This is a genomic window from Mesorhizobium sp. M2E.F.Ca.ET.219.01.1.1, assembly GCF_004016445.2.
Classification (GTDB): domain Bacteria; phylum Pseudomonadota; class Alphaproteobacteria; order Rhizobiales; family Rhizobiaceae; genus Mesorhizobium.
Map to the genome: position 1 here is coordinate 1,348,933 of NZ_SADT02000001.1, position 25,286 is coordinate 1,374,218.

Annotated in this window: 26 protein-coding genes and 1 tRNA gene; 14 read left to right on the forward strand and 13 right to left on the reverse strand. The window is 64.5% G+C overall.

Features of this window, described 5'->3' with window-relative positions; all coding sequences use genetic code 11:
- Positions 1-17: 17 nt before the first annotated feature.
- The 3 genes from EN862_RS06325 (at position 18) to EN862_RS06335 (ending at position 5,127) form a co-directional block, all read left to right on the forward strand.
- Entirely contained in the window at positions 18-1,931 is a 1,914-nt protein-coding gene (locus EN862_RS06325) for a potassium transporter Kup (protein WP_127863304.1), read from the forward strand.
- 149 nt (positions 1,932-2,080) lie between these two features.
- A complete protein-coding gene (locus EN862_RS06330; protein WP_127863305.1) occupies positions 2,081-4,003 on the forward strand; it encodes a potassium transporter Kup in 1,923 nt (640 codons plus the stop codon).
- A gap of 83 nt (positions 4,004-4,086) precedes the next feature.
- Positions 4,087-5,127 (forward strand): aldehyde reductase, encoded by a 1,041-nt coding sequence (locus tag EN862_RS06335; RefSeq protein ID WP_127863306.1) that lies wholly within the window; start codon positions 4,087-4,089, stop codon positions 5,125-5,127.
- A 36-nt stretch (positions 5,128-5,163) separates the two neighbouring features.
- Here the strand turns inward: EN862_RS06335 and EN862_RS06340 are convergent, their stop codons facing one another.
- Positions 5,164-6,057: an SDR family oxidoreductase gene (locus EN862_RS06340; RefSeq protein ID WP_127863307.1), complete on the reverse strand. Its 894-nt coding sequence runs from the start codon at positions 6,055-6,057 to the stop codon at positions 5,164-5,166.
- Positions 6,058-6,326: 269 nt separating this feature from the next.
- On the opposite strand from EN862_RS06340, the gene EN862_RS06345 reads away from it, so the two are divergent.
- On the forward strand, positions 6,327-6,737 hold the full coding sequence (locus tag EN862_RS06345; RefSeq protein ID WP_127863308.1) for a helix-turn-helix domain-containing protein: 411 nt from the start codon (positions 6,327-6,329) through the stop codon (positions 6,735-6,737).
- Positions 6,738-6,810: 73 nt separating this feature from the next.
- A complete protein-coding gene (locus EN862_RS06350; RefSeq protein WP_127863309.1) occupies positions 6,811-8,040 on the forward strand; it encodes an NAD(P)/FAD-dependent oxidoreductase in 1,230 nt (409 codons plus the stop codon).
- Here the strand turns inward: EN862_RS06350 and EN862_RS06355 are convergent.
- Both EN862_RS06355 and EN862_RS06360 read right to left on the reverse strand, forming a co-directional pair.
- Positions 7,994-8,713, reverse strand: a complete 720-nt coding sequence (locus tag EN862_RS06355; RefSeq protein ID WP_189400919.1) for a glutathione S-transferase family protein — start codon at positions 8,711-8,713, stop codon at positions 7,994-7,996. The two genes, EN862_RS06350 and EN862_RS06355, sit on opposite strands and share 47 nt — an antisense overlap.
- Before the next feature lies 1 nt (position 8,714).
- Positions 8,715-9,020 (reverse strand): Rieske (2Fe-2S) protein, encoded by a 306-nt coding sequence (locus EN862_RS06360; RefSeq protein WP_127863311.1) that lies wholly within the window; start codon positions 9,018-9,020, stop codon positions 8,715-8,717.
- Between the two features lie 96 nt (positions 9,021-9,116).
- Between EN862_RS06360 and EN862_RS06365 the strand changes: the two genes are divergently transcribed.
- The 4 genes from EN862_RS06365 to EN862_RS06380 all read left to right on the forward strand — a co-directional run bounded on the left by EN862_RS06365 (position 9,117) and on the right by EN862_RS06380 (position 11,910).
- Positions 9,117-9,572 (forward strand): MarR family winged helix-turn-helix transcriptional regulator, encoded by a 456-nt coding sequence (locus tag EN862_RS06365; RefSeq protein WP_127863312.1) that lies wholly within the window; start codon positions 9,117-9,119, stop codon positions 9,570-9,572.
- Between the two features lie 129 nt (positions 9,573-9,701).
- Positions 9,702-10,346: a TetR/AcrR family transcriptional regulator gene (locus EN862_RS06370; protein WP_127863313.1), complete on the forward strand. Its 645-nt coding sequence runs from the start codon at positions 9,702-9,704 to the stop codon at positions 10,344-10,346.
- A gap of 35 nt (positions 10,347-10,381) precedes the next feature.
- Positions 10,382-11,401 carry a ketol-acid reductoisomerase gene (gene ilvC / locus EN862_RS06375; RefSeq protein WP_042644009.1) on the forward strand — a complete coding sequence of 340 codons (1,020 nt, stop codon included), beginning with the start codon at positions 10,382-10,384 and terminating at the stop codon, positions 11,399-11,401.
- A gap of 236 nt (positions 11,402-11,637) precedes the next feature.
- Positions 11,638-11,910 carry a hypothetical protein gene (locus EN862_RS06380; protein ID WP_127863314.1) on the forward strand — a complete coding sequence of 91 codons (273 nt, stop codon included), beginning with the start codon at positions 11,638-11,640 and terminating at the stop codon, positions 11,908-11,910.
- Between the two features lie 18 nt (positions 11,911-11,928).
- Here the strand turns inward: EN862_RS06380 and EN862_RS06385 are convergent, their stop codons facing one another.
- Both EN862_RS06385 and EN862_RS06390 read right to left on the reverse strand, forming a co-directional pair.
- Entirely contained in the window at positions 11,929-12,213 is a 285-nt protein-coding gene (locus tag EN862_RS06385) for a PilZ domain-containing protein (RefSeq protein WP_095815564.1), read from the reverse strand.
- Positions 12,214-12,383: 170 nt separating this feature from the next.
- Positions 12,384-12,977 (reverse strand): BA14K family protein, encoded by a 594-nt coding sequence (locus EN862_RS06390; protein ID WP_127863315.1) that lies wholly within the window; start codon positions 12,975-12,977, stop codon positions 12,384-12,386.
- Positions 12,978-13,143: 166 nt separating this feature from the next.
- On the opposite strand from EN862_RS06390, the gene EN862_RS06395 reads away from it, so the two are divergent.
- A complete protein-coding gene (locus EN862_RS06395) occupies positions 13,144-14,256 on the forward strand; it encodes an endonuclease/exonuclease/phosphatase family protein (protein ID WP_127863316.1) in 1,113 nt (370 codons plus the stop codon).
- Positions 14,257-14,260: 4 nt separating this feature from the next.
- On the forward strand, positions 14,261-14,986 hold the full coding sequence (locus tag EN862_RS06400; protein WP_127863317.1) for a hypothetical protein: 726 nt from the start codon (positions 14,261-14,263) through the stop codon (positions 14,984-14,986).
- A 105-nt stretch (positions 14,987-15,091) separates the two neighbouring features.
- Here the strand turns inward: EN862_RS06400 and EN862_RS06405 are convergent, their stop codons facing one another.
- Positions 15,092-16,165 (reverse strand): 1-aminocyclopropane-1-carboxylate deaminase, encoded by a 1,074-nt coding sequence (locus EN862_RS06405; RefSeq protein WP_127863318.1) that lies wholly within the window; start codon positions 16,163-16,165, stop codon positions 15,092-15,094.
- A 147-nt stretch (positions 16,166-16,312) separates the two neighbouring features.
- Between EN862_RS06405 and EN862_RS06410 the strand changes: the two genes are divergently transcribed.
- Positions 16,313-16,789 (forward strand): Lrp/AsnC ligand binding domain-containing protein, encoded by a 477-nt coding sequence (locus EN862_RS06410; protein ID WP_127863319.1) that lies wholly within the window; start codon positions 16,313-16,315, stop codon positions 16,787-16,789.
- 23 nt (positions 16,790-16,812) lie between these two features.
- Here EN862_RS06410 and EN862_RS06415 read toward each other — a convergent pair whose 3' ends face one another.
- From EN862_RS06415 to EN862_RS06425, 3 genes are read right to left on the reverse strand one after another with little or no spacing between them, the layout of a single operon-like run.
- Entirely contained in the window at positions 16,813-18,030 is a 1,218-nt protein-coding gene (locus EN862_RS06415; RefSeq protein ID WP_127863320.1) for an ABC transporter permease, read from the reverse strand.
- On the reverse strand, positions 18,027-18,734 hold the full coding sequence (locus tag EN862_RS06420; RefSeq protein WP_127863321.1) for an ABC transporter ATP-binding protein: 708 nt from the start codon (positions 18,732-18,734) through the stop codon (positions 18,027-18,029). Before EN862_RS06420 ends, EN862_RS06415 begins: the two co-directional genes overlap by 4 nt.
- Positions 18,735-18,737: 3 nt before the next feature.
- A complete protein-coding gene (locus EN862_RS06425) occupies positions 18,738-20,024 on the reverse strand; it encodes an efflux RND transporter periplasmic adaptor subunit (protein ID WP_127863322.1) in 1,287 nt (428 codons plus the stop codon).
- A 132-nt stretch (positions 20,025-20,156) separates the two neighbouring features.
- On the opposite strand from EN862_RS06425, the gene EN862_RS06430 reads away from it, so the two are divergent.
- Positions 20,157-21,059 carry a PhzF family phenazine biosynthesis protein gene (locus EN862_RS06430; protein ID WP_127863323.1) on the forward strand — a complete coding sequence of 301 codons (903 nt, stop codon included), beginning with the start codon at positions 20,157-20,159 and terminating at the stop codon, positions 21,057-21,059.
- Between the two features lie 105 nt (positions 21,060-21,164).
- Positions 21,165-21,240 (forward strand) — tRNA-Lys (locus tag EN862_RS06435).
- 126 nt (positions 21,241-21,366) lie between these two features.
- Here the strand turns inward: EN862_RS06435 and cobT are convergent.
- Genes cobT through cobA form a run of 4 tightly spaced genes read right to left on the reverse strand, consistent with a single transcriptional unit; the run spans position 21,367 to position 25,276 of the window.
- Positions 21,367-22,377, reverse strand: coding sequence for a nicotinate-nucleotide--dimethylbenzimidazole phosphoribosyltransferase (gene cobT, locus EN862_RS06440; protein ID WP_127863324.1), 1,011 nt, complete (start codon positions 22,375-22,377; stop codon positions 21,367-21,369).
- Between the two features lie 24 nt (positions 22,378-22,401).
- Complete coding sequence (cobS, locus tag EN862_RS06445; RefSeq protein WP_127863325.1) at positions 22,402-23,169, reverse strand: adenosylcobinamide-GDP ribazoletransferase; 768 nt, start codon at positions 23,167-23,169, stop codon at positions 22,402-22,404.
- Positions 23,166-24,482, reverse strand: a complete 1,317-nt coding sequence (locus EN862_RS06450; RefSeq protein ID WP_127863326.1) for a cobyrinate a,c-diamide synthase — start codon at positions 24,480-24,482, stop codon at positions 23,166-23,168. The genes cobS and EN862_RS06450 overlap by 4 nt, the downstream gene beginning before the upstream one ends.
- Entirely contained in the window at positions 24,479-25,276 is a 798-nt protein-coding gene (gene cobA, locus EN862_RS06455; RefSeq protein ID WP_127863327.1) for a uroporphyrinogen-III C-methyltransferase, read from the reverse strand. Before cobA ends, EN862_RS06450 begins: the two co-directional genes overlap by 4 nt.
- Positions 25,277-25,286 lie beyond the last annotated feature (10 nt).

Sequence of the window (25,286 nt, forward strand, 5' to 3'; positions counted from 1 at the left end):
CCGGTGAAATGGGGTTCATGGTGCTAGCCAACGTCGGCGAAACAGAATCCCTCGAACGTGCGGGCCATGCCGAAAACGAGCGGCAGCACAGCACCAAGGTGCTCATGCTTGGGGCGCTGGGCGTCGTCTATGGCGATATCGGCACGAGCCCGATCTATGCGTTTCGCGAAGCGCTGCACGCGTCTTCGAGCTCGGTTGCCCGCAATGACGTGCTCGGCGTGCTGTCGCTGATCGTCTGGGCGCTAACGATCATCGTCACGATCAAATATGTCGCCTTCGTGCTCAGGGCCGACAACAAGGGCGAGGGCGGCACGCTGTCGCTGATGGCGCTGGCGCGCAGCGCCTACCCGCCGGGTTCCAAGCTCATCCTGGTGATTGGCCTTTGCGGCGCCGCGCTGTTCTTCGGCGATTCAATCATCACCCCGGCGATATCGGTGCTGTCGGCGGTCGAAGGCCTGGAGGTCGTCACGCCGGCGCTCGATGCCTTCGTGGTGCCGATCACTCTGATCATCTTGGCGGTGCTATTCGCCGTGCAGCGCTTCGGCACCGGCAAGGTGGCGGCGGTGTTCGGGCCGGTGACGGCGACATGGTTCGTGGCGATCGGCGCAGCCGGCGTCTACCACATCGTCGACGATCCATCCGTCTTTCTGGCGATCAATCCGTATTACGCGATCTACTACCTCGCCACCACGCCGACAGGCGCCTTCGTCACCGTCGGCGCCGTGTTCCTGGCGGTCACGGGCGCCGAGGCGCTCTATGTCGACCTCGGCCATTTCGGCCGCAAGCCGATTGTGATGGCCTGGTTCGCGATTGTGTTTCCCTGTCTGCTGCTCAACTATTTCGGCCAAGGCGCCTTCGTGCTCTCGCATGGCGGCAAGCCGACCAACCCGTTCTTCCAGATGCTGCCCGAATGGGCGCTGATGCCGATGGTTGGCCTGGCAACGGCAGCCACCGTCATCGCCAGCCAGGCGGTGATCTCCGGCGCCTTCTCACTGACCAGGCAGGCTGTGCAGCTCAACCTTCTGCCGCGCATCGAAGTGCAGCACACATCCGAGATGCAGAGCGGCCAGATCTATATGCCAAGGGTCAACCTTTTGGTCGCGCTCGGCGTGATGCTTCTGGTCGTCGGCTTCGGCAGCTCAAGCGCGCTTGCCTCCGCCTACGGCATTTCGGTCACCGGCGAGATGCTGATGACGACGGTGCTTCTGTTCGTCGTCATGCGCTGGCTGTGGAAATGGCAGGTTGCGACCGCGCTGGCCCTGGTGGTGCTCTTCGGCGTCATCGATCTCGGCTTCTTCTCGGCCAATGTCGTCAAGGTCGTCGAGGGCGGCTGGGTCTCGATCACGGTCGCCTCGATCATGGGATTGGTCATGTGGACCTGGATCCGCGGCACCCGCTATCTGTTCGACAAGACGCGCCGCAACGAGATCCCGCTCGATTTCCTGGCGGCGAACCTCCTGAAGAAGAAGCCGCAGCTGGTGTCGGGCACCGCCGTGTTCCTGACCAGCGATCCGCTGAGCGCGCCGACGGCGCTGATGCACAGCCTCAAGCACTACAAGGTGCTGCATGAGAAAAACGTCATCCTGTCGGTAGTGACCGCGCCCCAGCCGGTGGTGCCCGACAGCGAGCGCGTCAAGCTGGAGGCCGTCAACGAGCTTTTCATGCGCGTGACGCTGACCTTCGGCTATATGGAGCAGCCCAACATTCCGCGCGCGCTGGCCATCTGCCGCAAGCAGGGCTGGAAGTTCGACATCATGACGACGTCTTTCTTCCTGTCGCGGCGCTCGCTGAAGGCTTCACCCAATTCCGGCATGCCGGTCTGGCAGGACCGGCTATTCATCAGCCTGGCGCGCTCGGCTGCGGATGCCACGGAGTACTTCCAGATTCCCACCGGACGCGTGGTCGAGATCGGCACGCAGGTTGCGATCTGACGAAACCGGATCTTCTGCCGGATGAAGAGGTCTGGCCGTTCCGTATGCCGAAACCCGTGCACGGGCCGCATGGGAGCCCTAACGCCAGGGCACTTGATATTGCACTGCAGCAAGCGTAGAGCACCGCGCGTTTTATCGGAGTGTCGTCCATGGCCCTTGCCAATGGTGGTGGTGCAGACGCAGAACCCGCCGACCAGTCGAGCCACACTGAAATCGAGCAGCACAGCACCAAGGTGCTGATGCTGGGTGCGCTCGGCGTCGTCTATGGCGACATCGGCACCAGCCCGATCTACGCGTTTCGCGAGGCGCTGCATGCTTCCTCGGGCGGCGACGTTGCCAACCGCGCCGACATTCTGGGCGTGCTGTCGCTGATCATCTGGTCGCTGACGATCACGGTGACGATCAAGTACATCATGTTCGTGCTGCGCGCCGACAATCGCGGCGAGGGCGGCGTGCTGTCCTTGATGGCGCTGGCGCGCGGAACTTTCCCGGCGCGTTCGGCGATCGTGCTCGGCATCGGCATCGTGGGCGCATCCCTGTTCTTCGGCGACGCGGTCATTACGCCCGCCATCTCGGTGCTGTCGGCGGTGGAAGGAATGAACGTCGTCACACCTGCCCTCCAGCCTTATGTCGTGCCGCTGACCCTCATGATCCTTGCGATGCTGTTTGCGGTGCAACGCTTCGGCACCGGCGGCGTGGGCCTGGTGTTCGGTCCGGTGACAGCAGTGTGGTTTCTCGCCATCGGCCTGTCCGGCCTCAATCACATCATCGACGATCCGGAAATCTTGTGGGCCATAAGCCCGCATTACATTGTCGCCTTCCTGATCAATTCGCCGGACGTGTCTTTTGTCACCATCGGCGCGGTCTTCCTGGCCGTGACCGGCGCCGAAGCGCTCTACGCCGACCTCGGCCATTTCGGCCGCAAGCCGATCGTCCTGGCCTGGCTTGCGATCGTGTTTCCCTGCCTGCTTTTGAACTATGCCGGGCAGGGCGCCTATGTGCTTGCCAAGGGCGGCACGGTCGGGCACCCGTTTTTCGAGATGAACGAAGGCTGGGCGCTGATCCCGATGGTGGTGCTGGCCGCGGCGGCGACGGTCATCGCCAGCCAGGCGGTGATCTCCGGCGCCTATTCGCTGACCCGGCAGGCCGTGCAGCTCAACATGCTGCCGCGGCTCGAAATCCTGCATACATCGGAGAAACAGTCGGGCCAGGTCTACATGCCGCGCGTCAATATGCTGATCGCGCTGGTGGTGATGCTGCTGGTGGTCGGTTTTGGTGAATCCAGCAAGCTCGCCTCGGCTTACGGCATCTCGGTCACCGGCAACATGCTGGTGACGACGACGCTGCTGTTCATCGTCATGACGCGAATCTGGAAATGGAACATCTGGCCGGCTGTCGCCCTGACGGTGGTTTTCGCGCTGATCGACATCGGCTTCTTCGCTTCCAACATCGTCAAGGTGTTCGAGGGCGGCTGGGCCTCGCTCGCGGTCGCCTTCGCCATCATCCTAGGCATGTGGACCTGGGTGCGCGGCAGCCGCTACCTGTTCGACAAGACGCGCCGCAACGAGATCCCGCTCGATTTCCTGGCGGCGAACCTCCTGAAGAAGAAGCCTCAGCTCGTCTCAGGCACGGCAGTGTTCCTGACCAGCGATCCGCTGAGCGCGCCGACGGCGCTGATGCACAGCCTCAAGCACTACAAGGTGCTGCACGAGAAAAACGTCATCCTCTCGGTGGTGACGGCCCCGCAGCCGGTGGTGCCGGACAGCGAGCGCGTGAAGATGGAGACGGTCAACGAGCTGTTCATGCGCGTGACGCTGACCTTCGGCTATATGGAGCAGCCCAACATTCCGCGCGCGCTGGCCATCTGTCGCAAGCAGGGGTGGAAGTTCGACATCATGACGACGTCCTTCTTCCTGTCGCGGCGCTCGCTGAAGGCCTCCCCCAATTCCGGCATGCCGATCTGGCAGGACCGGCTGTTTATCGGCCTGGCCAAGACCGCCGCGGATGCGACGGAGTATTTCCAGATCCCGACCGGACGCGTGGTGGAGATTGGCACGCAGGTCGCGATCTGACAGACTGCGCCGCATAGGCTGACGTCACGAAATTCCGGACGGAAGACGCAGTTTTCCAGGGATTGCTCTCGAAAGGGGCGGGCATGAGCGGCGAGTTGGTGCTTGTGACCGGCGGGTCCGGCTTTCTTGGCGCTCATTGCATCCTTGCGCTTCTGAACGCTGGCCACCGCGTGCGCAGCACGGTGCGCTCGGGCAGGCGCGAGGCCGATGTTCTTGCCATGCTGAAGGTCGGCGGCGCCGAGCCGGGCGATGCGCTTTCCTTCGTCCATGCTGATCTGATGAGCGACACGGGCTGGCCCGAAGCGGTCGCCGGATGCCGTTATGTCCTTCACGTCGCGTCGCCTTTTCCGCCTGGCGTGCCGAAGCATGAGGACGACCTGATCGTCCCGGCCAGGGAAGGGGCATTGCGCGTGCTGCGCGCGGCGCGCGACGCCGGCGTCGAACGCGCCGTGCTCACCTCGTCCTTTGCCGCTGTCGGCTATGGGCAGGCACCGATTCCCGGCCATCCGTTCACGGAAGAGAACTGGACCGATCTGTCCCAAAAGGTCAGCGCCTATGTGAAGTCGAAGACGCTGGCCGAGCGGGCGGCGTGGGATTTCATCGATCGCGAAGGCGGGTCCCTGGAGCTGGCGGTCGTCAATCCGGTCGGCATCTTCGGGCCGGTCCTGGGGCCGGATCATTCGACATCGACCGATTTCATCAGGCGCCTGATGGATGGCGAGATGCCTGGCCTGCCGCGCATGGTGTTCGGCGTGGTCGATGCGCGCGACGTCGCCGACCTGCATCTGCGCGCCATGACCAATCCTGCCGCCAAGGGCGAGCGGTTCCTGGCCATCAGCGGCGATTTCATGACGATGCTGGAAATCGCGCGGACGCTGAAGGCGCGGCTGGGCAACGCAGGATCGCGTATCACGACCAGAGTGCTGCCGGACTGGCTGGTCCGGATCGTCGGGCTGTTCGACGGGCAGGCGGCGCAGATCGTGACGGAACTGAGCAAGCCGAGGAACGCGACGGGCGCCAAGGCCATGCGCCTGCTCGGCTGGACGCCGCGATCGCGGGAAGAGGCGCTTGTCGCGACCGCTGAGAGCCTCATCCGGCTTGGATTGCTCAAGAAGTCGAAGTGAAGCGCGCCTGAGAGGCCCTCTCAGACGCGCCAGTTTTCAACCGAGCAGGGCCGTCTTGTTCGCTTCGAGGAACTGCTTCAGCGTGCGCGGCTTGCGGCCCGAGAGCTTTTCGACGGCATCGGTCACCTCGCCTATGCGGCCGGCGCGCGTGTTGACATCGAAGGAGACGATGATGCGGGCGAAATCCTCGGGAACGCCCGCCGCTTTCACCCCTTCGGTCAGCGCTTCGTCCGGCAATTGGATGACCTCCAGCGGCTTGCCGGTCACCTCGCTTACCAGCGCCGCGATCTCGTTCGTGGTGTAGGCCTGCGGGCCGGTCAGCGTGTAGATGTGGCTTTCCTTGGAGCCGGACGCGAGGCCGGCGGCGATGGCGGCTGCCATATCGTCGCGCGCGCCGTGGGCGATGCGTCCGTCGGCGGCCGACGTGTACCACTTGCCCGACGAAATGGCATGCGGCAGTGACATGAACAGGTTCTCCTGATACCAGCCGTTGCGGAAGATGGTGTAGGGGATGCCGCTCGCCTTGATCGCCTGCTCGGTGCCGTAGTGATCGCCGGCAAAGAGCACCGGCGAGCCCGGCTCGGGATTGGGCATCGAGGTGTAGAGCAGATGCGAAACGCCCGCCGCCTTGGCCGCGGCCACGGCCGTCTCATGCTGCTTCAGGCGGCGGCCAGTCTTCAAATCGAGGTCGCCGGTCGAGATGATCAGCACCCGGTCGGCGCCTTCGAACGCCTTCTCCAGCGAGGCGCTGTCGTTGAAATCGGCGGCCCTGACGGCAATGCCGCGCGCTGCAAGGTCGGCGAGGTTCTCGGGGTTGCGGGTGGCGGCGATGATGCTCGCCGGCGCCACCTTTTGCGTGTCCAGCAAGTGATTGATGACGGCGCGGCCAAGCTGGCCGGAAGCGCCGGTGACGAGGAGGGTTTCGGTCATGGGAGGGTTCCTGAAAATTGTGTCGGAGGCGGATCAAGTGGTAGTCTCAAAAAGAGACCAGCACTAAAATAGGAATTGACCTCAAGCCGTAAAGAAGGCAGTTTTCCGGGAGGTAGGCACAGCCAGGGAACCACCCCGGCCGGCCTAAGGCGCGTCGCGATCGTTCAGATTCGCTCCATGCGCTTTAGGTTTTTGATTTCACGCATGTCTCCCGAAACCGGTTCCCACTTTCGGGAGACATGCTTCAGTTTCGATCAGCGGATGTCGCGATGGACAGCAAGATCTTCAATCTGAAAGCCAAGCTCGAGGTCTATAAGGCGATGACCAACGGCGGCAATTTCGCCGACTGTCCGGTTCGCGACGTCATCCAGGGCATCAGCGGCAAATGGAGCTCGCTGCTGGTCATGGCGCTGGCCGAGAAGCCTTATCGCTTCGGCGAACTGCGCCGGCTGGTCCCGGACATCTCGCAGCGCATGCTGACACAGACGCTCTACGACCTGCAGCGCGACGGCTATGTGCATCGCGAGGTATTCCCGACCAAGCCGCCGAGTGTGGAATACAGCCTGACCGATCTCGGGCGCTCGATGTTTGCGCCCCTGCAGATGCTGGTCCAATGGGCCGAGCTCAATCGTGACGCCGTGCGCGAGGCGCGTGCCGCTTTCGACGCGGCTCAAGCCTGACGGGCGTCAAAGCGCCAGCTTGATTTGACTGCTGCGTTGGGAGATTGTCCGGCCGGCTTGGCTTGGGCGGGCAATGAGCAGATCCTACGACATCGCGATTGCCGGCGCCGGGCCGGCCGGATTGGCCGCGGCGCTCTATCTCAAGCGGGCGGGGCACAAGGTCACCATCTTCGAGCGCTTCGACGAGCCGAAGCCGGTCGGCTCCGGCCTGATCCTGCAGCCGACCGGGCTGACCGTGCTCGCCGACCTTGGCCTGCTCGACGAGATTCTTCCGCTTGGCAGCCGCATCGAACGGCTGCACGGCACCGATGCCAAGAGCGGACGAACCGTGCTCGAAGTTCGCTACGACGCGCGGCGCGGCCGCCGCTTCGGCCTCGCCGTGCACCGGGCAGCGCTGTTCGGGGTGCTCTACCGCGCCGCCTTGCGCGAAGCGATCGCCATCGAAACCAATGTCGAGGTCGAGACACCGGAGGCCGGCGAGCGGGTGACGCTCGTCTGCCGCAACGGCAGGCGGCTTGGGCCATTCGACCTCATCGTCCACGCCAGCGGCGCGCGCTCGAAACTGCGGCACTATCTCGGCGATGCCGCCATGCCGCGGCCGCTCGCCTATGGGGCATTCTGGGCGTCGCTGGCCTGGCGTGACGGCTTCGACCGGAGCGCCCTGCTGCAGCGCTACGACAAGGCAAGCATCATGATCGGCGTGCTGCCGATCGGCCGGCCGCAGCCTGGTGCGCAAGACATGGCCGCCTTCTTCTGGAGCCTCAAGCCGGCCGATGCCGAACGGATCAAGGCCGAGGGGCTCGAAGCCTGGAAGGCGAGAGTGGTTTCGGTGTGGCCGGAGTGCAAGGCTTTCACCGGCCAGATCGACAGTTTCGAGCAGCTCTCGCTCGCCCGTTACGGCCACCACACAATGGGGCTGCCGGCCGGCCGAAGACTTGCCGTCATCGGCGACGCCGCGCACTCGACCAGCCCGCAGCTCGGGCAAGGCGCGAACATGGCGCTGCTCGACGCCGCCGCGCTCAACCATGCGCTGGCGCGGGCGGACAGCGTCGACGAAGCGCTGGCGACTTATGCCAGCGCACGCCGCTGGCATGTGCGGGTGTTCCAGGCGCTGTCACTGTCGCTGACGCCGTTCTACCAGTCGGACTCCGCGGCTTTGCCCTTTGTCCGCGACCGCATGGTGGCGACGCTGGCGAAGATTCCGCCGGGGCCGCAATTCCTCGCCGCCATGGTCGCCGGAACGGTGATCGACCCGTTCAGGCGGATCGGGCTTGCGGAGTTTCAGTGGCCTGCCGCCGGATGATCCCGGACAGATAGGATCCCTTTGCCTGAAGGAAGGCACGTAGCCGCCGCGGATAGTCCGTGCCGACCGCCTCCTCGACCGATTGCCGCCTGCTCAAGGCCGCGCGCCAGGTCTGGACGAGCGGCTTGCCGTCGAAAATGCCGAAATCGCCGATGCGGTCGAACGTGTCGAAATAGCGGAAGATCGGCCCGTAGACGGCATCGACCAGCGAGAAACGCTCGCCGGCGAACCACGGGCCGCTTTGCCCTGCGGCAAGTTCGGCCTCCAGGCGCGCGAACATCTCGGACAAACCTCTGCTTTCATGAAGGAAAGCGGCTTCGTCGGCGGCGGAATAGAAGCGGCCTATGGCATTGAGGATGGCCGAGCCGAATTCGACCCAGGCGCGATGCCTGGCCCGCGCCAGCGGATCGGCAGGGTGCAATGGATTGGCCTCGGTCTCCTCGAGGAATTCGAGGATGACGGCGGATTCGAAAATCACCTCCTCCGAGTGGCCGTGCCGGACGCGGAGTAGAGGCACCTTGCCGAGCGGCGAGATGGCTCTGAACCAAGCAGGCTTATCGGCAAGGTCGACGTTGACCCGCTCGAACGCCACGCCTTTTTCGGCAAGCGCGATAGCGGCGCGCTGGACGTAGGGGCAGAGGTGATGACTGACGAGGGTGAGCCTTGCGGTCATCTCATTCTCCCCAGACATAATTGAGCGCGCCGTCTTCGACGCGGGTCGACAAAAACATCAGGCGCGAGCCTTTTGGCGCCGGTCCTTCGAGACGCTCGCCGCTTTCCATGTCGAATTTCGCGCCGTGCCATTGGCAGACAAGTGAGCCGTCCTTGCAGTCCAGCGGTCCGCCGAAATGCAGGCAGACATTGACCGCGGCGCGGATGCGATCGCCGCTGCGCCAGACATGCACCTCGCGGCCGAAGAAGGGCGCGATCAGGCTGCCGGTCTGGGGGATATCGGCGATCTTGCAGATTTCATGTTTCATCGGAGAACTCCCTATCGATGCAATTGCATCTATATGGATGCAATTGCATCGATCGTCAAGCTTGATGCAATTGCATCTATCCATTAGGCTGCGCCGATGACGAAGAAATCGCCGTCGCCAGAGGCCATTGCAGCCTGGGCGCGCCTCGTGCGCGTCTCGCGCCAACTGGTCGAAAGGACCGAGGATGCGCTGAAGGCAAACGGCCTGCCGCCGCTCGCCTGGTATGACGTGCTGCATGAACTGGCCGAAGCGGGCGAGGGCGGGCTCAGGCCGTTCGAGCTGATCGATCGTGTGCTGTTGGCGCAGTACGGCGTCTCACGGCTGCTGGCCCGGCTGGAGGCGGATGGCCTGGTCGAAAAGCTGCCCGTCTCCGACGATGGCCGCGGGCAGACCGTTCGCATCACGGCAAGCGGCCGGGAGATGCGCCGCCGCATCTGGGCGGTCTATGGCGCTTGCATTGCCGACCGAATGGGCGACAGGCTTTCAGCCCAGGACCTGAAGACATTGGCCAGCCTGCTCGGACGGCTGCGCGACCCTCCGGCCAGCGATTAGCTGACGAGCTCTCGCTGCTCCGTTTGGGCATTTTTCGCGGTAGCCCCTTGCATCGGACACCGGAATACGCAATAAACCGAACCGTAACGTACGGTACGCCTCTGCGTGACCGGAAGAACGGGAAAAACCGTGCTGCAGGCAGGCGCCGACATCGACAGAAGCGAAACGCTGACGGAGCGCCAGCAGGCCGTTCTGGACGCGGCACTCCGCCTGCTAGTGGAAGAGGGCGACAACCTGACCATGACCGCGGTGGCGCGGCGGGCCAGCTGTTCCAAGGAAACGCTCTACAAATGGTTCGGCGACCGTGACGGGCTGCTGACAGCGACGGTGCAGTGGCAGGCCTCGAAGGTGCGTGTCGCGGCGGTCGATCGCGACAGGCTGGACCTTGTTTCGCTCACCGCAAGCCTGGAACGCTTCGCTTCGGACTGGTTGAAGGTTATCTCCAGCGACACTTCAATTGCATTGAATCGTGTGGCAGTCGGTCACGCCGGTTCCGGTAAGGATGACCTCGGCGCGGTCGTGCTGCAGAATGGCCGCTTCGCGCTCGCTAGGCGGCTGAAGCCGGTGCTTGAAGCAGGGCGCCAAGCCGGGCTGCTCGATTTCGAAGACGCCGAGACGGCGTTCCGGACCTTTTTCGGCCTGGTCGGCCGCGACGTGCAGATCCGTCTGCTGCTAGGCGACCGGGTGGAATTGACTGAGGCGACGATCGGCGGCGATGCCCGCCGCGCGACGCAGCAGTTTCTCGCTCTTTTCGGAGCAACAAACCGGCCGTGAAGGCCTATGATCTTCAAACGGGAAGGAAGACGAAAATGCGTGTCTATTACGATCGTGACGCCGATCTCAATCTCATCAAGGGCAAGAAGGTCGCCATCATCGGCTATGGCAGCCAGGGCCGGGCGCATGCGCTCAACCTCAAGGATTCCGGCGTCAAGGAGATCGCCATCGGCCTGAAAGCCGGTTCCGCCACCGCCAAGAAGGTCGAGGCCGACGGGCTCAAGGTGATGAGCGTGGCGGACGCCGCCAAATGGGCCGACCTGATGATGATGGCGACGCCCGACGAATTGCAGGCCGACATCTACAAGAACGAGATCGCTCCGAACATCCGCGACGGCGCCGCGATCGCCTTCGCGCACGGCCTCAACGTGCATTTCGGCCTGATCGAGCCGAAGGCTTCGGTCGACGTCGTCATGATCGCGCCGAAGGGCCCGGGCCATACGGTGCGCGGCGAATACCAGAAGGGCGGCGGCGTGCCGTGCCTCGTCGCTGTCAACCAGGACGCTTCGGGCAACGCGCTTGATCTGGCGCTCTCCTATGCCTGCGGCGTCGGCGGCGGCCGCTCCGGCATCATCGAGACCAATTTCCGCGAGGAATGCGAGACCGACCTGTTCGGCGAGCAGGTGGTGCTGTGCGGCGGCCTGGTCGAGCTGATCCGCGCCGGCTTCGAGACGCTGGTGGAAGCCGGCTACGCGCCGGAAATGGCCTATTTCGAGTGCCTGCACGAGGTGAAGCTGATCGTCGACCTGATCTATGAGGGCGGCATCGCCAACATGAACTACTCGATCTCGAACACCGCCGAATGGGGCGAGTATGTCTCGGGTCCGCGCATCATCACCGCCGACACCAAGGCCGAGATGAAGCGCGTGCTGAAGGACATCCAGACCGGCAAGTTCACCTCGGAATGGATGCAGGAATATCGGGCCGGCCTGGCGCGCTTCAAGGGCATCCGCCGCAACAACGACAGCCACCAGATCGAAGAGGTTGGAGCCAAACTCCGCGCGATGATGCCGTGGATCGCGAAGAACAAGCTGGTCGACAAGGCCAAGAACTAAGGCGATCCACGTTCCTTTACCTTGCGCGTCCCCCGGGCTTTGCCCTGCGGTCGCGGGGGGTGATCGCGAAGAACTAGCTGGTCGACAAGGCGAAGAGCCAGTTCGAAATTTGAAACTGCTTGGAGAAGCCGACGGAGCGATCCGCCGGCTTTTTTCATCCGGCTGTTTCATTCCGGTACGACTACGCTGGCACGCGATTCGCTTCGCATGGCCCAGAACGTGGTGGGAGACTGGCGATGGAAACGACGGACAATGGCTCCGCATTTGCCGGCGAACGCCGGATGGAGCGGCGCAGGCGTGTGCTGAGGGGCGCAACCTTGCGGTTCAACGGCGGCTTCGGAGCAGTGGAAGGATCGGTGCGCAACGAGTCCGAACACGGCGCGCAACTGAGCTTCGGCGATGCGACCGGCGTGCCGCAGTGCTTCGAGCTGGTGGTCAATGGCACTGCGCGTGCCGCGCTTGTGCGCTGGCGCTCGGCGAGGCTGGTCGGCGTTCAATTCGTCGCCTGAGAAGGCGCGATCAGCCCTTCAGCCGTAGTGCCAGTGTGGCTTAGGCTCGGTGCCGGTGAACTCGACGCCGATGCGGTCCTCGCGGCGCCAGCGCACCACGGCCCTGTAGCCGATGCCGTCGACCGGCACATAGAGCAGGAATTCGTCCGGCACGCGCGAATCGATCGGCACTTTCAGCTCCGCGCCGTTCGAATGCATGTTGCGCACCGTGCATCTCACTTCGGAATTGTTGATGCCGGTCAGGATCGCCGCGCCCTTCAGCACGCGTTGCCTGTGTTGGTTTCTGTGTTCGTTTTCGGCCATGGCGAGCACGTCTCGCACCTCGTTCGCGCGAATCTTTATACTGGGGGACATCCGCAAGGATGAATAGCCGCCGCCGATGAATTTAGGGTTATATCGGCCGGTGGCGACCACAAGTTGCGCTAAAATAAAACGGCGCCGCGAAGGGCGCCGTTTCTGTGCCAGCAGGCCGCTCAGATATAGGGCGAAATGCACTGCCGGCGCGGCCCGTAGTTGGGCTGGAACGTGTTGTCCCAGGCCCGATAGGACCGGTAGCGGTCGTAGCACCATTGGACATGGGCCCTGGAAAGCCGCTCGGTCCGGTAGATGCGCCGCGGCTGAACGTAGCGCGGATAGGGGTCGTAGTAGTAGGGATCGTAGTAATTGTTGTAGGCCAAGCTGCCCAGGCCCAGGCCGAGACCCAACCCAAGCAGCGCCGCGTCGCTGTCCCGGAAGTGACGATGATGGTGGTGCCGCCAGCGCCAGTCGCCGTCGCCATTCCAATTGCCGCCGTCCCAGTTGCGGGAGAAGTGCCGATCGCCGCGCCACCTATCGCCGCGCCACCTGAAGTCGCCGCCGCGCCGCCAGCGCCAGTCATACATCTGCGGCGAGTAGTTGTTGCCGCCAGCCCAACTGTCGCGGACGGGAATGATCGTCGGGGCGGCGGTATTCGTTGCGACGCCGAGATCGGGTTGCAGGATCGGGCCGGCGACCGACGGCGCGGTCACGCCGGCAACGAGCCCCAGGGCCAAAAGCCCGGATCTGAAGGAAAAAAAGAACGGTTTCATTTCACTCTCCAAGGAGTAAAGGCCCCACGCCCAGAGCATCCCGGGAATGGGCTTATTGTTGGAACTTTCCGTCTGAACGGAAGATGAACGGAAAGGTTCCATCAACCATAACGAGCATCTAGCCTGGCTCTTGTCTTCGCCTTCGCTTGCAGGCAAAGGTCAGGCCATGTCGCTGCGCCTCGCCACCTTCAATGTCGAGAACCTGATGAACAGGTTCGATTTCTCGGGCTATCGCAACCAGCTCAATGAAGACCGCACGCTGGCGCTGTTCGACATCCAAAGCGAGGCCGAATATCGGGTCCTCGAACAGGCGCGCGCGATCGCCCAGTCCGACGATACCCGCCAGTTGACGGCGCTCGCCATCGCGGCCACCCGCGCGGACATCATCTGCATGCAGGAGGTCGACAATATCGAGGCGCTGAAGGCGTTCGAATATGGCTATCTGTTCAAGATGATCGGGCAGGGCTACCGGCAGAAATACACCACGGCAGGGAACGACTCCCGCGGCATCGATGTCGCGGTGATGATGCGCAACGAGACCATGCAGGGCCAGCCGATCGAGTTCGTGCGCATGACGAGCCATGCCTATATCACGTTCGAGCGGTTCGGCCTCTTCACGCCGGAGCTTGCGGCGCTCGGGCATGTGGCCAGCGATCGCATCTTTCGCCGGGACTGCCTGGAGGTCGACCTCACTGTCGGCGGCGTGCCGCTGACACTCTATCTCGTGCATTTCAAGTCGATGGGCTCACCGCGCAACGGGCTGGACGGCCGCGAGGCGACAATGCCGCTGCGCATGGCCGAGGCGCAAGCCGTGCGCCGCATCATCGAGGAGCGTTTCGGCAAGGACCATGCCGCCGACAAGCGCTGGGCGATCTGCGGCGACATGAACGATTACCGGCAGCGTGTGAGGATCGAGGGCGACAGCTTCGACGGCCATCGCTTCGAGGTGGTCGATGAAGCCCAGTCCTCGATCAACGTGCTGACCGCCGGCGGGTTCTGCGAGAATGTCGTCGAGCGGCGGCCGGAGATGGATCGCTGGAGCTTCTACCACACGCGCGACCCGGAGGAGCGGCATCTCTGCCAGCTCGATTACATCCTCCTGTCGAGGGCGCTGGCGGCGAAGAACGCGACCGCCGTGCCGGACATCATCCGCAACGGCCAGCCCTGGCGCACCATCTTCCCGGCGGGCCAGGAGGTCGAGCGTTTCCCGCGCGCCGGCTGGGACAGGCCGAAAGCGTCGGACCATTGCCCCGTGGCGATCACATTGGACATGGCGTGACCCCTTGAGTTTCGATCTGCCCCGCAATGTCATCCTGCCGGTCGATGCGATCGACGTCCGCCTCGATCCCGGGCCGCATCCCTTCGCGCTGAGCAATGCGGCGGCGATCGCCGAGAACTGGCGGCAGGAAATGGCGGCCAACCCGGCGCTGTTCGATGGCACGGTGGTGCTGCTTTCCGAGCTCGCTTACAGAGACAGCCGCCTCGTCGGCCGCTGCCACGCGGTGAGGTTCTCGACCTTCATGCTATGGCGCAAGCGGCGCGAGAACTCCGGCGCCGAGCATGCCTATGCGCACGCTGTGCTGGTCGCCGGCGACAATGCGCTTGTGGCGATCCGCATGGGCCGCCACACGGTCAATGCCGGCCGCGTCTATTTCGCCGCCGGCTCGTTCGAGCCGGTCGATTTTCGAGACGGACTGGTCGATATCGACTTCAACATGATACGCGAGGTGGGGGAGGAGACCGGGCTCGATCTTTCAGCGGCCGAGCGTGGACAGCGCTATCACGCGCTGTCGACGGCGAGCGGCACGGTGATCTTCCGCCGCTACCGTGTGGCCGAAACGGCCGATGAGCTGGCGCGGCGTATCAGCGCCTTCGTCGCCAGTGAAGATGAGCCGGAGATCGAGGGGCCGGTCATCATCCGCAACGCCACCGATCTGCCGGATGGGCTGATGGGGCATATGAAGCCGCTGATCGAATGGCATTTCGCTGACAGCGGCGAGGTCCGCTAGAGCGTTTCACTGTTTCACGGAAACGGCGAAGCGCTCTAGCTCTTTGTTTTTACGCAGTTCCGGACGGAAAACCGATCACACTTTTCCTGGAACTGCTCTAACTCCTCAAGGAAAGAGCGGCGGCAGCGCGTCGTCATGCGGCGCGCCTTTTCCGGGGGCGCCGTCGTCCTTGTAGTAATAGCTGTAACCGTTGATGGCCGGCGCGCCGCCGAGATGCGCATAGAGAATTCTCGAACCTTCGGGGAAAAACCCCTTCCGGGTCAGGTCGATCAGCCCCTGCATCGACTTTCCCTCATAGACCGGATCGGTGATCATCGCCTCGGTGCGGGCAGCCAGCCGGATCGCGTCGTTCGTTTCGTTCGATGGAACGCCATAGGCCGGATAGGCATAGTCGGGATTGATGACGATTTCGTCCTCGCGCACGGCGCGGCCCAGCCCGACGAGAGCGACGGTGTCGTCGACGATGCGGCGGACCTGCGCGCGGGTCTGGTCGAGCGTGCCGGAGGCATCGATGCCGATCACCCGCTCGGCGCGGTTTTGCGCGGCGAAGCCGACGATCATGCCGGCCTGCGTCGAGCCGGTCACGACACAGACGATGATGTAGTCGAATTTGAAACCGAGTTCAGCTTCCTGCTTCGCCACCTCCTCGGCGAAGCCGACATAGCCCAGGCCACCGAACTTGTGCACCGAGGCGCCGGCTGGGATAGGGTAGGGCTTGCCGCCCGCATCCTTCACCGACTGAATCGCATCCTGCCAGCTCTTGCGGATGCCGATGTCGAAACCGTCGTCGACGAGCCGGCTGTCGGCGCCCATCAGGCGCGTCAGCAGGATATTGCCGACCCGGTCGTAGACCGCATCATAGTGCGGCACCCATTTCTCCTGGATCACCACGCATTTCATGCCGATCTTGGCGGCCGTCGCGGCGACCATGCGCGTGTGGTTCGACTGGACGCCGCCGATCGACACCAGCGTGTCGGCGCCCGACGCGATCGCATCGGGCACGATGTATTCGAGCTTGCGCAGCTTGTTGCCGCCCATGGCCAGCCCGGAATTGCAATCGTCACGCTTTGCGTAGACCCGCACCTTGCCGCCGAGCGCCGCGCTGAGACGCGGCAGATGCTCGATCGGCGTCGGTCCGAAGGTCAGCGGATAGCGTTCAAATTTCTCGAGAAGCGACATCGACCTGCCCTCCGCCATGCCATTTTTCAACAGGCCCAGGATAGGCCGAAATGCATGAAAAGTGCTCTCGAACTTGCCTTCAAGATTTTTGTATAGCCGCCAAAGGCCGTGCTAGTGTTGGATAAAACAGCTATTCAGGTTACGAAAATGGAAGAATCTTCCACTTCGGCTTTCGACCGGATCGACGTCAAGATCCTGCGGGCCCTGCAGGCCGAGGGGCGGTTGACCAATGCCGAGTTGGCGGCCCGGGTGAATGTCAGCGCCGCCACCTGCCATCGGCGCACGCAACGCCTGTTCGAAGAGGGCTACATCACCGGAGTAAGGGCGGAAATCGCGCCCGCCGCGGTGGGGCTCGGCGCGCTGGTCATGGTCGGGGTCGTGCTCGATCGCTCGACGCCCGAAAGCTTCGGTGCTTTCGAGGAGGCGGTGCTGAAGCTCAAGGAGGTTCTGGACTGCAATCTCGTGGCCGGAGACTTCGACTATCTTCTGAAAATACGCGTGCGCGACATGGCGGATTTCAACAAGCTGCACGGCCAGAAGCTGATCGCGCTGCCCGGCGTCCGGCAGACCCGGACGTTCTTCGTCATGAAAGAGGTCAAGGAGAACGCGCGGCTGCCGTTCTGACAGGCCACAACCCAAAAGCCGCCTTACTCGTGCCGCAGCGCGTCGATCGGGTCGAGGCGGGCGCCGCGCAGCGCCGGGAAGAAGCCGAACACCATGCCGATCAGCGCCGAGAAGCCGACGGCGAGCAGGATGACGGCCGGGCTTGGCGCGAAAGGTATCGTCAGCGCCATCGAAGTGAGGCCGGCGAGCGTCAGCCCGATCAAGATGCCGATGATGCCGCCAAAGAGCGACAGCACCGTCGCCTCGACCAGGAACTGGATGAGGATGTGCTTTTCATGCGCGCCGATCGCCAGCCTGATGCCGATCTCGCGCGTGCGTTCGGTGACCGAGACCAGCATGATGTTCATGATGCCGATGCCACCGACAAGAAGGCTGACGCCGGCGACGGCGCCCAGCATGCCGGTCATGGTGGTCGTGGCGCTGGTCATCGCGTCGGCGATCTGGGTCATGTCACGGATGGCGAAATCGGCATCGCGGTCCGGCGTGATGCGCCGCGTGTCGCGCAAAATGTCCTCGACGCGCGGCTGCAGCTCGCTGGTCGGCGTGCGGTCGTCGGCGGCGATGTAGATGTTGTCGATGTCGCGGTTGCCGGCGATGCGCCGCTGATAGGCATGCAGCGGCATCAGCACGACATTGTCCTGATCCTGGCCGAAGCCGGTATAGCCCTTTGGCTCGAGCAGGCCGATGATCTTGCAGGAGGTGCGGTTGACGCGGATGATCTCGCCCTCGGGATCGCCGGCGCCGAAGAATTGCTGGCGCACCGTCTCGCCGATCAGGCACACACCGGTGCCGGCCCGTGTTTCGGAATCGCTGAACGACCGCCCCGACACCAGCTTCCAGTCGCGGGCGTCAAGATAGGCGCTGTCCGTGCCGGTCACGCCCGAGGTCAGGCTTTCGGTGCCGAAGATGACGCGGACCTGTTTTTGCGAAGCAGGCGAAATCGCGCGCGCGCCGCTGAGATGCGCGACGAGCGCCGCGACGTCCTTTTCGGCGAGCGGCCGCACCGCCTGGTCGAGACCTCCCGGTCCGCCTGGGCCGGCGGGCCGGCCGGCGCGAACGACGAGCAGGTTGCTGCCGAGCCTCGAAATATCGGCCTTGACCTTCTCCGTCGTGCCGGAGCCGATGGTGAGCATGGCGATGACTGCGGCGACGCCGATGACGATGCCAAGCAGCGTCAAGAAAGAGCGCAGCACGTTGCGGCGGATCGAGCGCAGCGAAAGGCGGACGGTTTCCCAGATCATGCCGCTGCCTCCGCTTTCAAGGTATCGGAGGCAACATGGCCGTCGAGGAAGCGGATGGTGCGGCCGGCATAGTCCGCGACATCGGCCTCATGGGTGACCATGACGATGGAGAGGCCGAGCCCGGCATTGAGCTTGGTCAGCAGCTCCATGATCTCATGCGTGCGCGCGGTGTCGAGATTGCCGGTCGGCTCGTCGGCCACGAGCAATGTCGGCCTGGTGACAATGGCGCGGGCGATCGCCACGCGCTGCTGCTGACCGCCCGACAGCTCAGCCGGGGTGTGGTGCTCGCGCCCGACAAGCCCGACCTCGGCCAGCGCCTGCATGGCGAGATCGCGGCGCTCGCGCGCGGCAACGCCGCGATAGATCAGCGGCAGCTCGACATTTTCCGCCGCGGTGGTGCGCGGCAACAGATTGTAGCCCTGGAAGACGAAGCCGACATAAAGATTGCGCAAAAGCGCGCGGCGGTTGCGGTCGAGCCGGCCGGCATCGACACCCATGAAGGAGTAGGTTCCAGCCGTCGGCGTGTCGAGGCAGCCGATGATGTTCATCGCCGTCGACTTGCCCGAGCCAGAGGGGCCCATGATAGCGACGAACTCACCACGCCGGATGGCGAGATCGACGCCGGCCAGCGCATGCACGCGGCCCTCGCCCTCGCCATAGCTCTTCCAGACCTTGTCGAAGGTGATGAGCAAGGCAGGCGACACCGGTCAGCTCCGCTGCTGCGCGCCGGTGATCACTTGCGCGCCCTCGTCGAGGCCTGAGGTGACCTCGGTCAGCTCGCCATCGGTCGAACCGATCTTGACGTTGACCGGATGCGGCCTTCCGTTCTCCAGCACGTAAAGCGTGCGCGAGCCGTCGGTCGGCGCCTTCGTCACCTCGCGCTGCCGGTTGGGGCGGCCCATGCGGCCGGTGAAGAGGTCGCTCAGGCTCCAACCGCGCGCCGCCTGTTGCATCGGGCGATAGCGGAAGGCGGTCGAGGGAACGGTGAGCACGCCCTTGGCCTGCTGGGTGACGACCGACACTGTCGCCGTCATACCGGGCCGGAGCAAAAGCTCGCCATTGTCGACTTCGAGGCGCGCTTTGTAGGTGACGACGCCGTCGGTGGTGACCGAGGCGTAGGAGATGTCGCGGATCTCTGCGTCGAAGGGACGGTCGGGGAAAGCGTCGACGGTGAAGCGAGCGTGCTGGCCGGGTTTGACCTGGCCGATGTCGGCTTCGTCCACGGCCGCCTGCAATTCCATGTTGCGAAGGTCGGCGGCGATGACGAACAGCACTGGCGCCTGCAGCGAGGAGGCGACCGTCTGTCCGGGATCGACCGAGCGCGTCAGCACGATGCCGTCGATCGGCGCATAGATGGTGCTTTTCGCCAGATCTGTCTGCTGCGCCTTGAGGTCGGCCTGGGCGATGGCGAGATTGGCCTCGGCGCTGTCGAGCGCCGCCTTCGAGCGGTCGCGCGTCGCGGTTGCCGCTTCGAGCGACTGGTCCGTCGCCATGCCGCGCTTGGTGAGCGCGCTCGCGCGCGCAACCGCGTTCTCATTTTCGTGCAAGGTCACCTTGGCATCCTCGACAGCTGCGGCTGCCGCCTTGGCGGAGGCAGTGGCGCGCTCGATCTGGACCTCCAGCTTGGCGGTATCGAGCGTCGCCAGCACGTCGCCCTTCTTGACTTGCTGGTTTTCAACGGCGGAGACCGAGCGAACGATGCCGGACAGTTCGCTCGAGATATCCACCTGAGTCAGCGGCTGCAGCGTGCCGGTGGCAGAGACCTCGACGGTGAGGTCGGCGGTCGCCGCCGGCACTGTGGTATATTCAATCCTGGGCGGTGCGGCGGCGTACCATTGATAAAGGGCAATGCCGGCCGCGACGATCGCTATCGCCAGCAGGGCGTAAAGCCAGAAGTGGCGACGCTTGCGGCTCACGCCCTTGCGGTCGAGCCCGAGCGCGGCCTCTATGGAAGCACCGGATTCCGCCTTTGGCGGATTGACAACCTGGTCCACCCCGGACCCCTATGCTGGAAAGTGATGTCCCTATCCGTTCACAGATCAGGCTTCGAGGTTCGAATTTCAAATTAAATTTCCCTCATGTTGGGATTGGGGCAGAAATTCGAGGCGGGGCGAAAGGTTTTCTAAATGGCGCGCAACTACTTGCTTTACGATGTGTTTACCACCGAAGGGCTGGCCGGAAATCCGCTTGCGGTGGTGCTCGATAGCGATGAGCTCGACACTGCCGGCATGCAGGCGATCGCGCGCGAATTCAATCTTTCGGAGACGGTGTTCGTGCTGCCCCCGGACAATCCCAAGCACCGCAACCGTATCCGCATCTTCACGCCTGACTACGAAATGCCTTTCGCCGGACATCCGACGGTCGGCTCGGCGATCGCGCTGGCCGAACTCGCCGGCGAGGCGACCGGCATCTTCGTGCTGGAGGAGAATATCGGACCGGTCCGCTGCGCGGTAAGCAAACATGATGGTTCGACCTTCGCCGAGTTCGACCTGGCGAAACTGCCGGAACCTTTGGAGCTCAAGGCCGATCCGGAAGCGATCGGCGCCGCGCTCGGCCTTGCTCCGCACGAGATCGGCTTCGAGAATCACCGCGTCGCCTTCTGGTCGGCCGGCGTGCCTTATGTGACGATTCCCGTTGCCGGGCTGAAGGAGGCCGCCAAGATCAGGCTCGACAACCAGGCATGGTCCGAATTGGCACCCCGCAAGAGCGATTGGGCCTTTGCCAGCCCCTATGTCTATTGCCGCGAGACGGTGCATCATGACAGCGCCTTCCATGTGCGCATGATCGTGCCCGGCACCCCGTCCTATGAAGACCCTGCGACTGGTTCGGCTGCCGCTGCCTTTGCCGGCGCCATCATGCATTTCGACGCCCCGACCGACGGCATCTCGCAGCTCTGGATCGAGCAGGGCCTGGAAATGGGTCGGCCCTCGCGCATCCGCCTCGAGCTCAACGTCGATGGCGGAAAACTGGTATCCGCGCGCATCGGCGGCCATGCTGTCAAGGTGGCGGAAGGCAAGCTTTTTGTGTGACAGGTGCGGCAATTCGGCGATTTGTCGGGAAATGATCCGGCAGGGCTAGACATCCCCGAAAGCGGCGGCTATATGCGCCGCCGACGCTGAGTTTTCCGGCGGTGTGGGTGTGTAGCTCAGTTGGTAGAGCAGCTGACTCTTAATCAGCGGGTCCACAGTTCGATCCTGTGCACACCCACCAAATTTCTCTTTGATTAGATGGAAGTCCCGCTGGCCAAGTCGATCGGCTGCTTTGGCCGTTGGCGACTTGTTGTAGGCTTGGCGGACGGGCTGCCCCAGAAGGGCAACCCGCCATTTTGTTTGCAGCCTACTTCTCCGAAACTCCCGCCTCGGCAAAGCTCGCCATCCTCGTATGGCACTCCAGCGCCGAGCGGACGATGTTGATGGCAAGGCAGGCGCCGGAGCCTTCGCCGAGACGCATGCCGAGATCGAGCAGTGGCGGCAGGCCGAGCGCCTCCAGGAGGCGGCGGTGGCCGGCTTCGGCCGAGACGTGGGCGGCGATCGTGTGGGCGAGGCCGGTCGGGTGCAGCCTCGCGAGCGGAGCGGCGGCGGCCGTGCACACAAAACCGTCGAGCAGCACCGGCACGTTGTTCTTACGCGCGGCGACCGTGGCGCCGAGAATGGCGGCGAGCTCGCGTCCGCCGAGCGCCGCGGCAATCTTCAGCGGGTCGGAGAGCGAATCGGCGTGGCGCTTGAGGCCAGCTTCGATCGCCACCACTTTGCGCTTCATGCCGGCATCGTCGACGCCGGTGCCGCGTCCGGTCCATTTTTCGGCGCCGCCGCCGAACAGCGCCGTCGAGATCGCGGCCGCCGGGGTGGTGTTGCCGATGCCCATCTCGCCGAAGCAGACGAGATCGAGGTCCTTGGTCACCGCATCGTAGCCGGTCGAGACGGCGGCGAGGAATGCCTGCTCGTCCATCGCCGGCACTTCCGTGAAATCGCCGGTCGGATGATCGAGATCGAGTGGAATGACGTCCAGCTTGGCGCCGGCAATGCGGGCCAGCTGATTGATGGCAGCACCCCCGCCGGCGAAATTCGCCACCATCTGCACCGTGACTTCCGACGGATAGGCTGAGACGCCCTGCGCGGTGACCCCGTGATTGCCGGCAAAGACGAAGACTTTCACCGCATCGAGCTTCGGCATGTCGCGGCCCTGCCAGCGGCCAAGCCAGGCGGCGATCGTTTCCAGCCTGCCAAGGCTGCCCGGCGGCTTTGTCAGTGTGTCCTGGCGGTGGGCGACGGTGCCGGCGGCGGTGTCGCTGCCAGCCGGAAGATCGAGGCAGGCGGCACGCAGTTCATCGAGGGATTTGAAGGACATGGGGGCAAGGTCTCCGAAAAAGAATCAGGAAAGGCAAACGGAAGCGACGAGCAGCACCGCGATCTCGCCGAGCTGCTGCAGCGCGCCGATCGTGTCGCCGGTCTGGCCGCCGATCTGGCTGAGGCAAAGCGCGCGCAAGCCGGCAAACAGCAGGCCGAGCAGGATCAGCGCGGCGATCGCGCCGCCAAGGCCGAGCGCCAGCAGCGCCACCGCGCCGAGCGCAGCACCTATGGCGGCGGTCTCGGCAGTGACGGAGCCCGCATTGGCGGACAGGCCGTCGGCTCGGGCAGGCGGCAGAAGATGCATGAAGGCGCCGAACAGGCCGCGCGAGGCGGCATGGGCGGCAAGCAGCGCCAGGAAGATGTGGCCGGGTCCGGCGAGTTCGGATAGCGCGCTCCAGCGGATGAGCAGCGACAACCCGAGCGCCGCCGCGCCATAGGCGCCGATGCGGCTATCGCGCATGATCTCCAGCTTCCTGTCGCGCGTCTTGCCGCCCCAAAAGCCATCGGCGATGTCGGAAAGCCCATCCTCATGCAGGCAGCCGGTAGCAAGCATCGTCCCGGCGAGCGTGAGCGCCGCGGCCGGTGCGGCGGCGAGGCCGAAGACGGCGGCGATAGCGTAGACGAGCGCGCCAATGATCGCCACGGCGAGACCGGCGAAGGGCGCCGCCCAGATCGCATCCGCCAGGCTGCGTCCGCCGAAATCGCTCGAGGGTAACCTCAGCCGGGTGAAGAAAACGAGGCTGAGGCCGATATCGTCAAGTACTTGCCGGGGCGCCGAAGGGCCGCTCATGCGCTCCTCGCAATGGCGTGGAAGAATGTGCCGCTGACATGGCCACGCCGGTAGCCTGAAGCGCCAAGCGGATTGCCCTGGCCGTCGGCAAGGTCGGCCAAGGGCTCGTCATTGCCGGTGGCCGTCATCTGCGCATAGTGGAATTCGTGGCCACGGATCAGCGTGCCTTCCGGTCCCAACGGGCAGGCGGCGCGCAGCCGCGCCTCGCGATAACCGAGATTCATCTTGCGCCTGGCGAAGCTGGTCGAATGTCCGAGCAGGCCGAGCATCCTGTGGCTTGTCCCCTCCGCGTCCTCCAGCACTTCGCCCAGCACCATGAAGCCGCCGCACTCGCCGTGAACCGGTTTCGTCGCGGCGAAGCGGGCCATTCCCGCCTGGAAGTTCGTCGCAGCCGCGAGCTTGCCGGCATGCAACTCGGGATAGCCACCGGGCAGCCAGCAGACCTCGCAGTCCTGCGAGGGCCCTTCGTCGGCAAGCGGCGAGAAAGGCACGATCTCCGCGCCGGCCTTGCGCCATTGCGTGGCGACATGCGGATAGAGGAAGGTGAAGGCGGCGTCCTCGGCCAGCGCGATGCGCTGCCCAGGCGGTTGCAAGGCGTCGGCAAAGTCGCCGGGCGAGGGCTGCAGAGATGTCGCCAGCTTGAGGATGGCATCGATGTCGAGCGATTTCTCGACCATGTCTGCCAGCCGGTCGAGATGCGCCATCAGGTTCTCGTATTCGCCGGCCTGGACGAGGCCGAGATGCCGCTCCGGCAAGTTGAGAGTCGGATCGCGCAGAATGGCGCCGACCACAGGCAGGCCGATCGCCTCGATGGCGTCGCCCGATAGCCGCCGGTGGCGTTCGCTGCCGAGGCGATTGAGCACGACGCCGGCCATGCGCACATCCGGGTCGTAAGTGGCAAAACCCTTGGCGACGGCGGCCGCCGTGGTCGACTGTCCTGAAACGTCGAGCACTAGCAGCACCGGCAGGCCGTAGAGCCGCGCAAGATCGGCGGCCGAGCCGGAGCGGCCTTGCGGCGCGGGAATGCCGTCGAACAGGCCCATGGCGCTTTCGAGCAGGACATATTCGGCGTCGTCCGCGGCCTGGGCTGCCAGCGCGTTGAGCAGGGCAGGCGACATCGCCCAGCTGTCGAGATTGACGCCGGACAGGCCGGTGGCAGCGGTGTGGAAGCCCGGATCGATATAGTCCGGCCCTGATTTCGCGCCGCGCACTTTCAGGCCGCGCCGGGCGAGCGCGCGCAACAGGCCGATGGTGACGCTGGTCTTGCCCGAGCCGGAGCGCGGGGCGCCGATGATGATCGCGCGCGCCGTCATGCGCCGCCCGCCAATGCCGCGCGCAGGGCCACGATGCCGCCGACCACGATCAGCGCCGGAGAAGCGAGCCCGGCGGCCGCGGCCTCCTCGGCGATGGTGGCGAGCGTGGCAACGACGATGCGCTCCTGCGGCGTGGTTGCCGCGACGATCACCGCGGCAGGTGTCGATGGCGCGAGGCCGCCGCTCAGCAGCTTTGCCGCGATCACCGGCAGGTTGGCCATGCCCATATAGACGACGACCGGCTGCCCGGTGCGGGCGATCGCCGTCCAGTCGATGTCGTCATCTGTGCCCGCCGCATGGCCGGTGGCAAGGATGACGGCCTTGTTGATGCCGCGCATGGTGGCGGGAATGCTGGTGGCGGCCAATGCACTGAGGCCCGAAGTCAGGCCGGAAAGCACCCGGAACGGAATTTTCTCTCCTGCGAGCGCCAAGGCCTCTTCGCCGCCGCGGCCAAAAATATAGGGATCGCCGCCCTTGAGCCGCACGACGCGGCGACCTTGGCGCGCCAGCCGCACCAGCAGGGCGTTGATGTCGTCCTGCTTCATCGAAGGCTGACCGCCGCGTTTTCCGGCGTAGAAGAGCTCGGCGCCCTGAGCGACTGCCACGACATCGGGCGAGACCAGCGCGTCATAGACCAGCGCGTCGCATTGCCCGAGCGCCGCCAGCACCTCCAGCGTCAGGCATCCGGGGTCGCCAGGGCCGGCGCCGGCCAGCCAGACATGGCCGGGCTCGAGCTCGCGCGGCTTGAAGTTCAGCCGCGCCAGCGCCTGCTCCACATTTGCCCGTCCGTTCATGTTGGCGCTG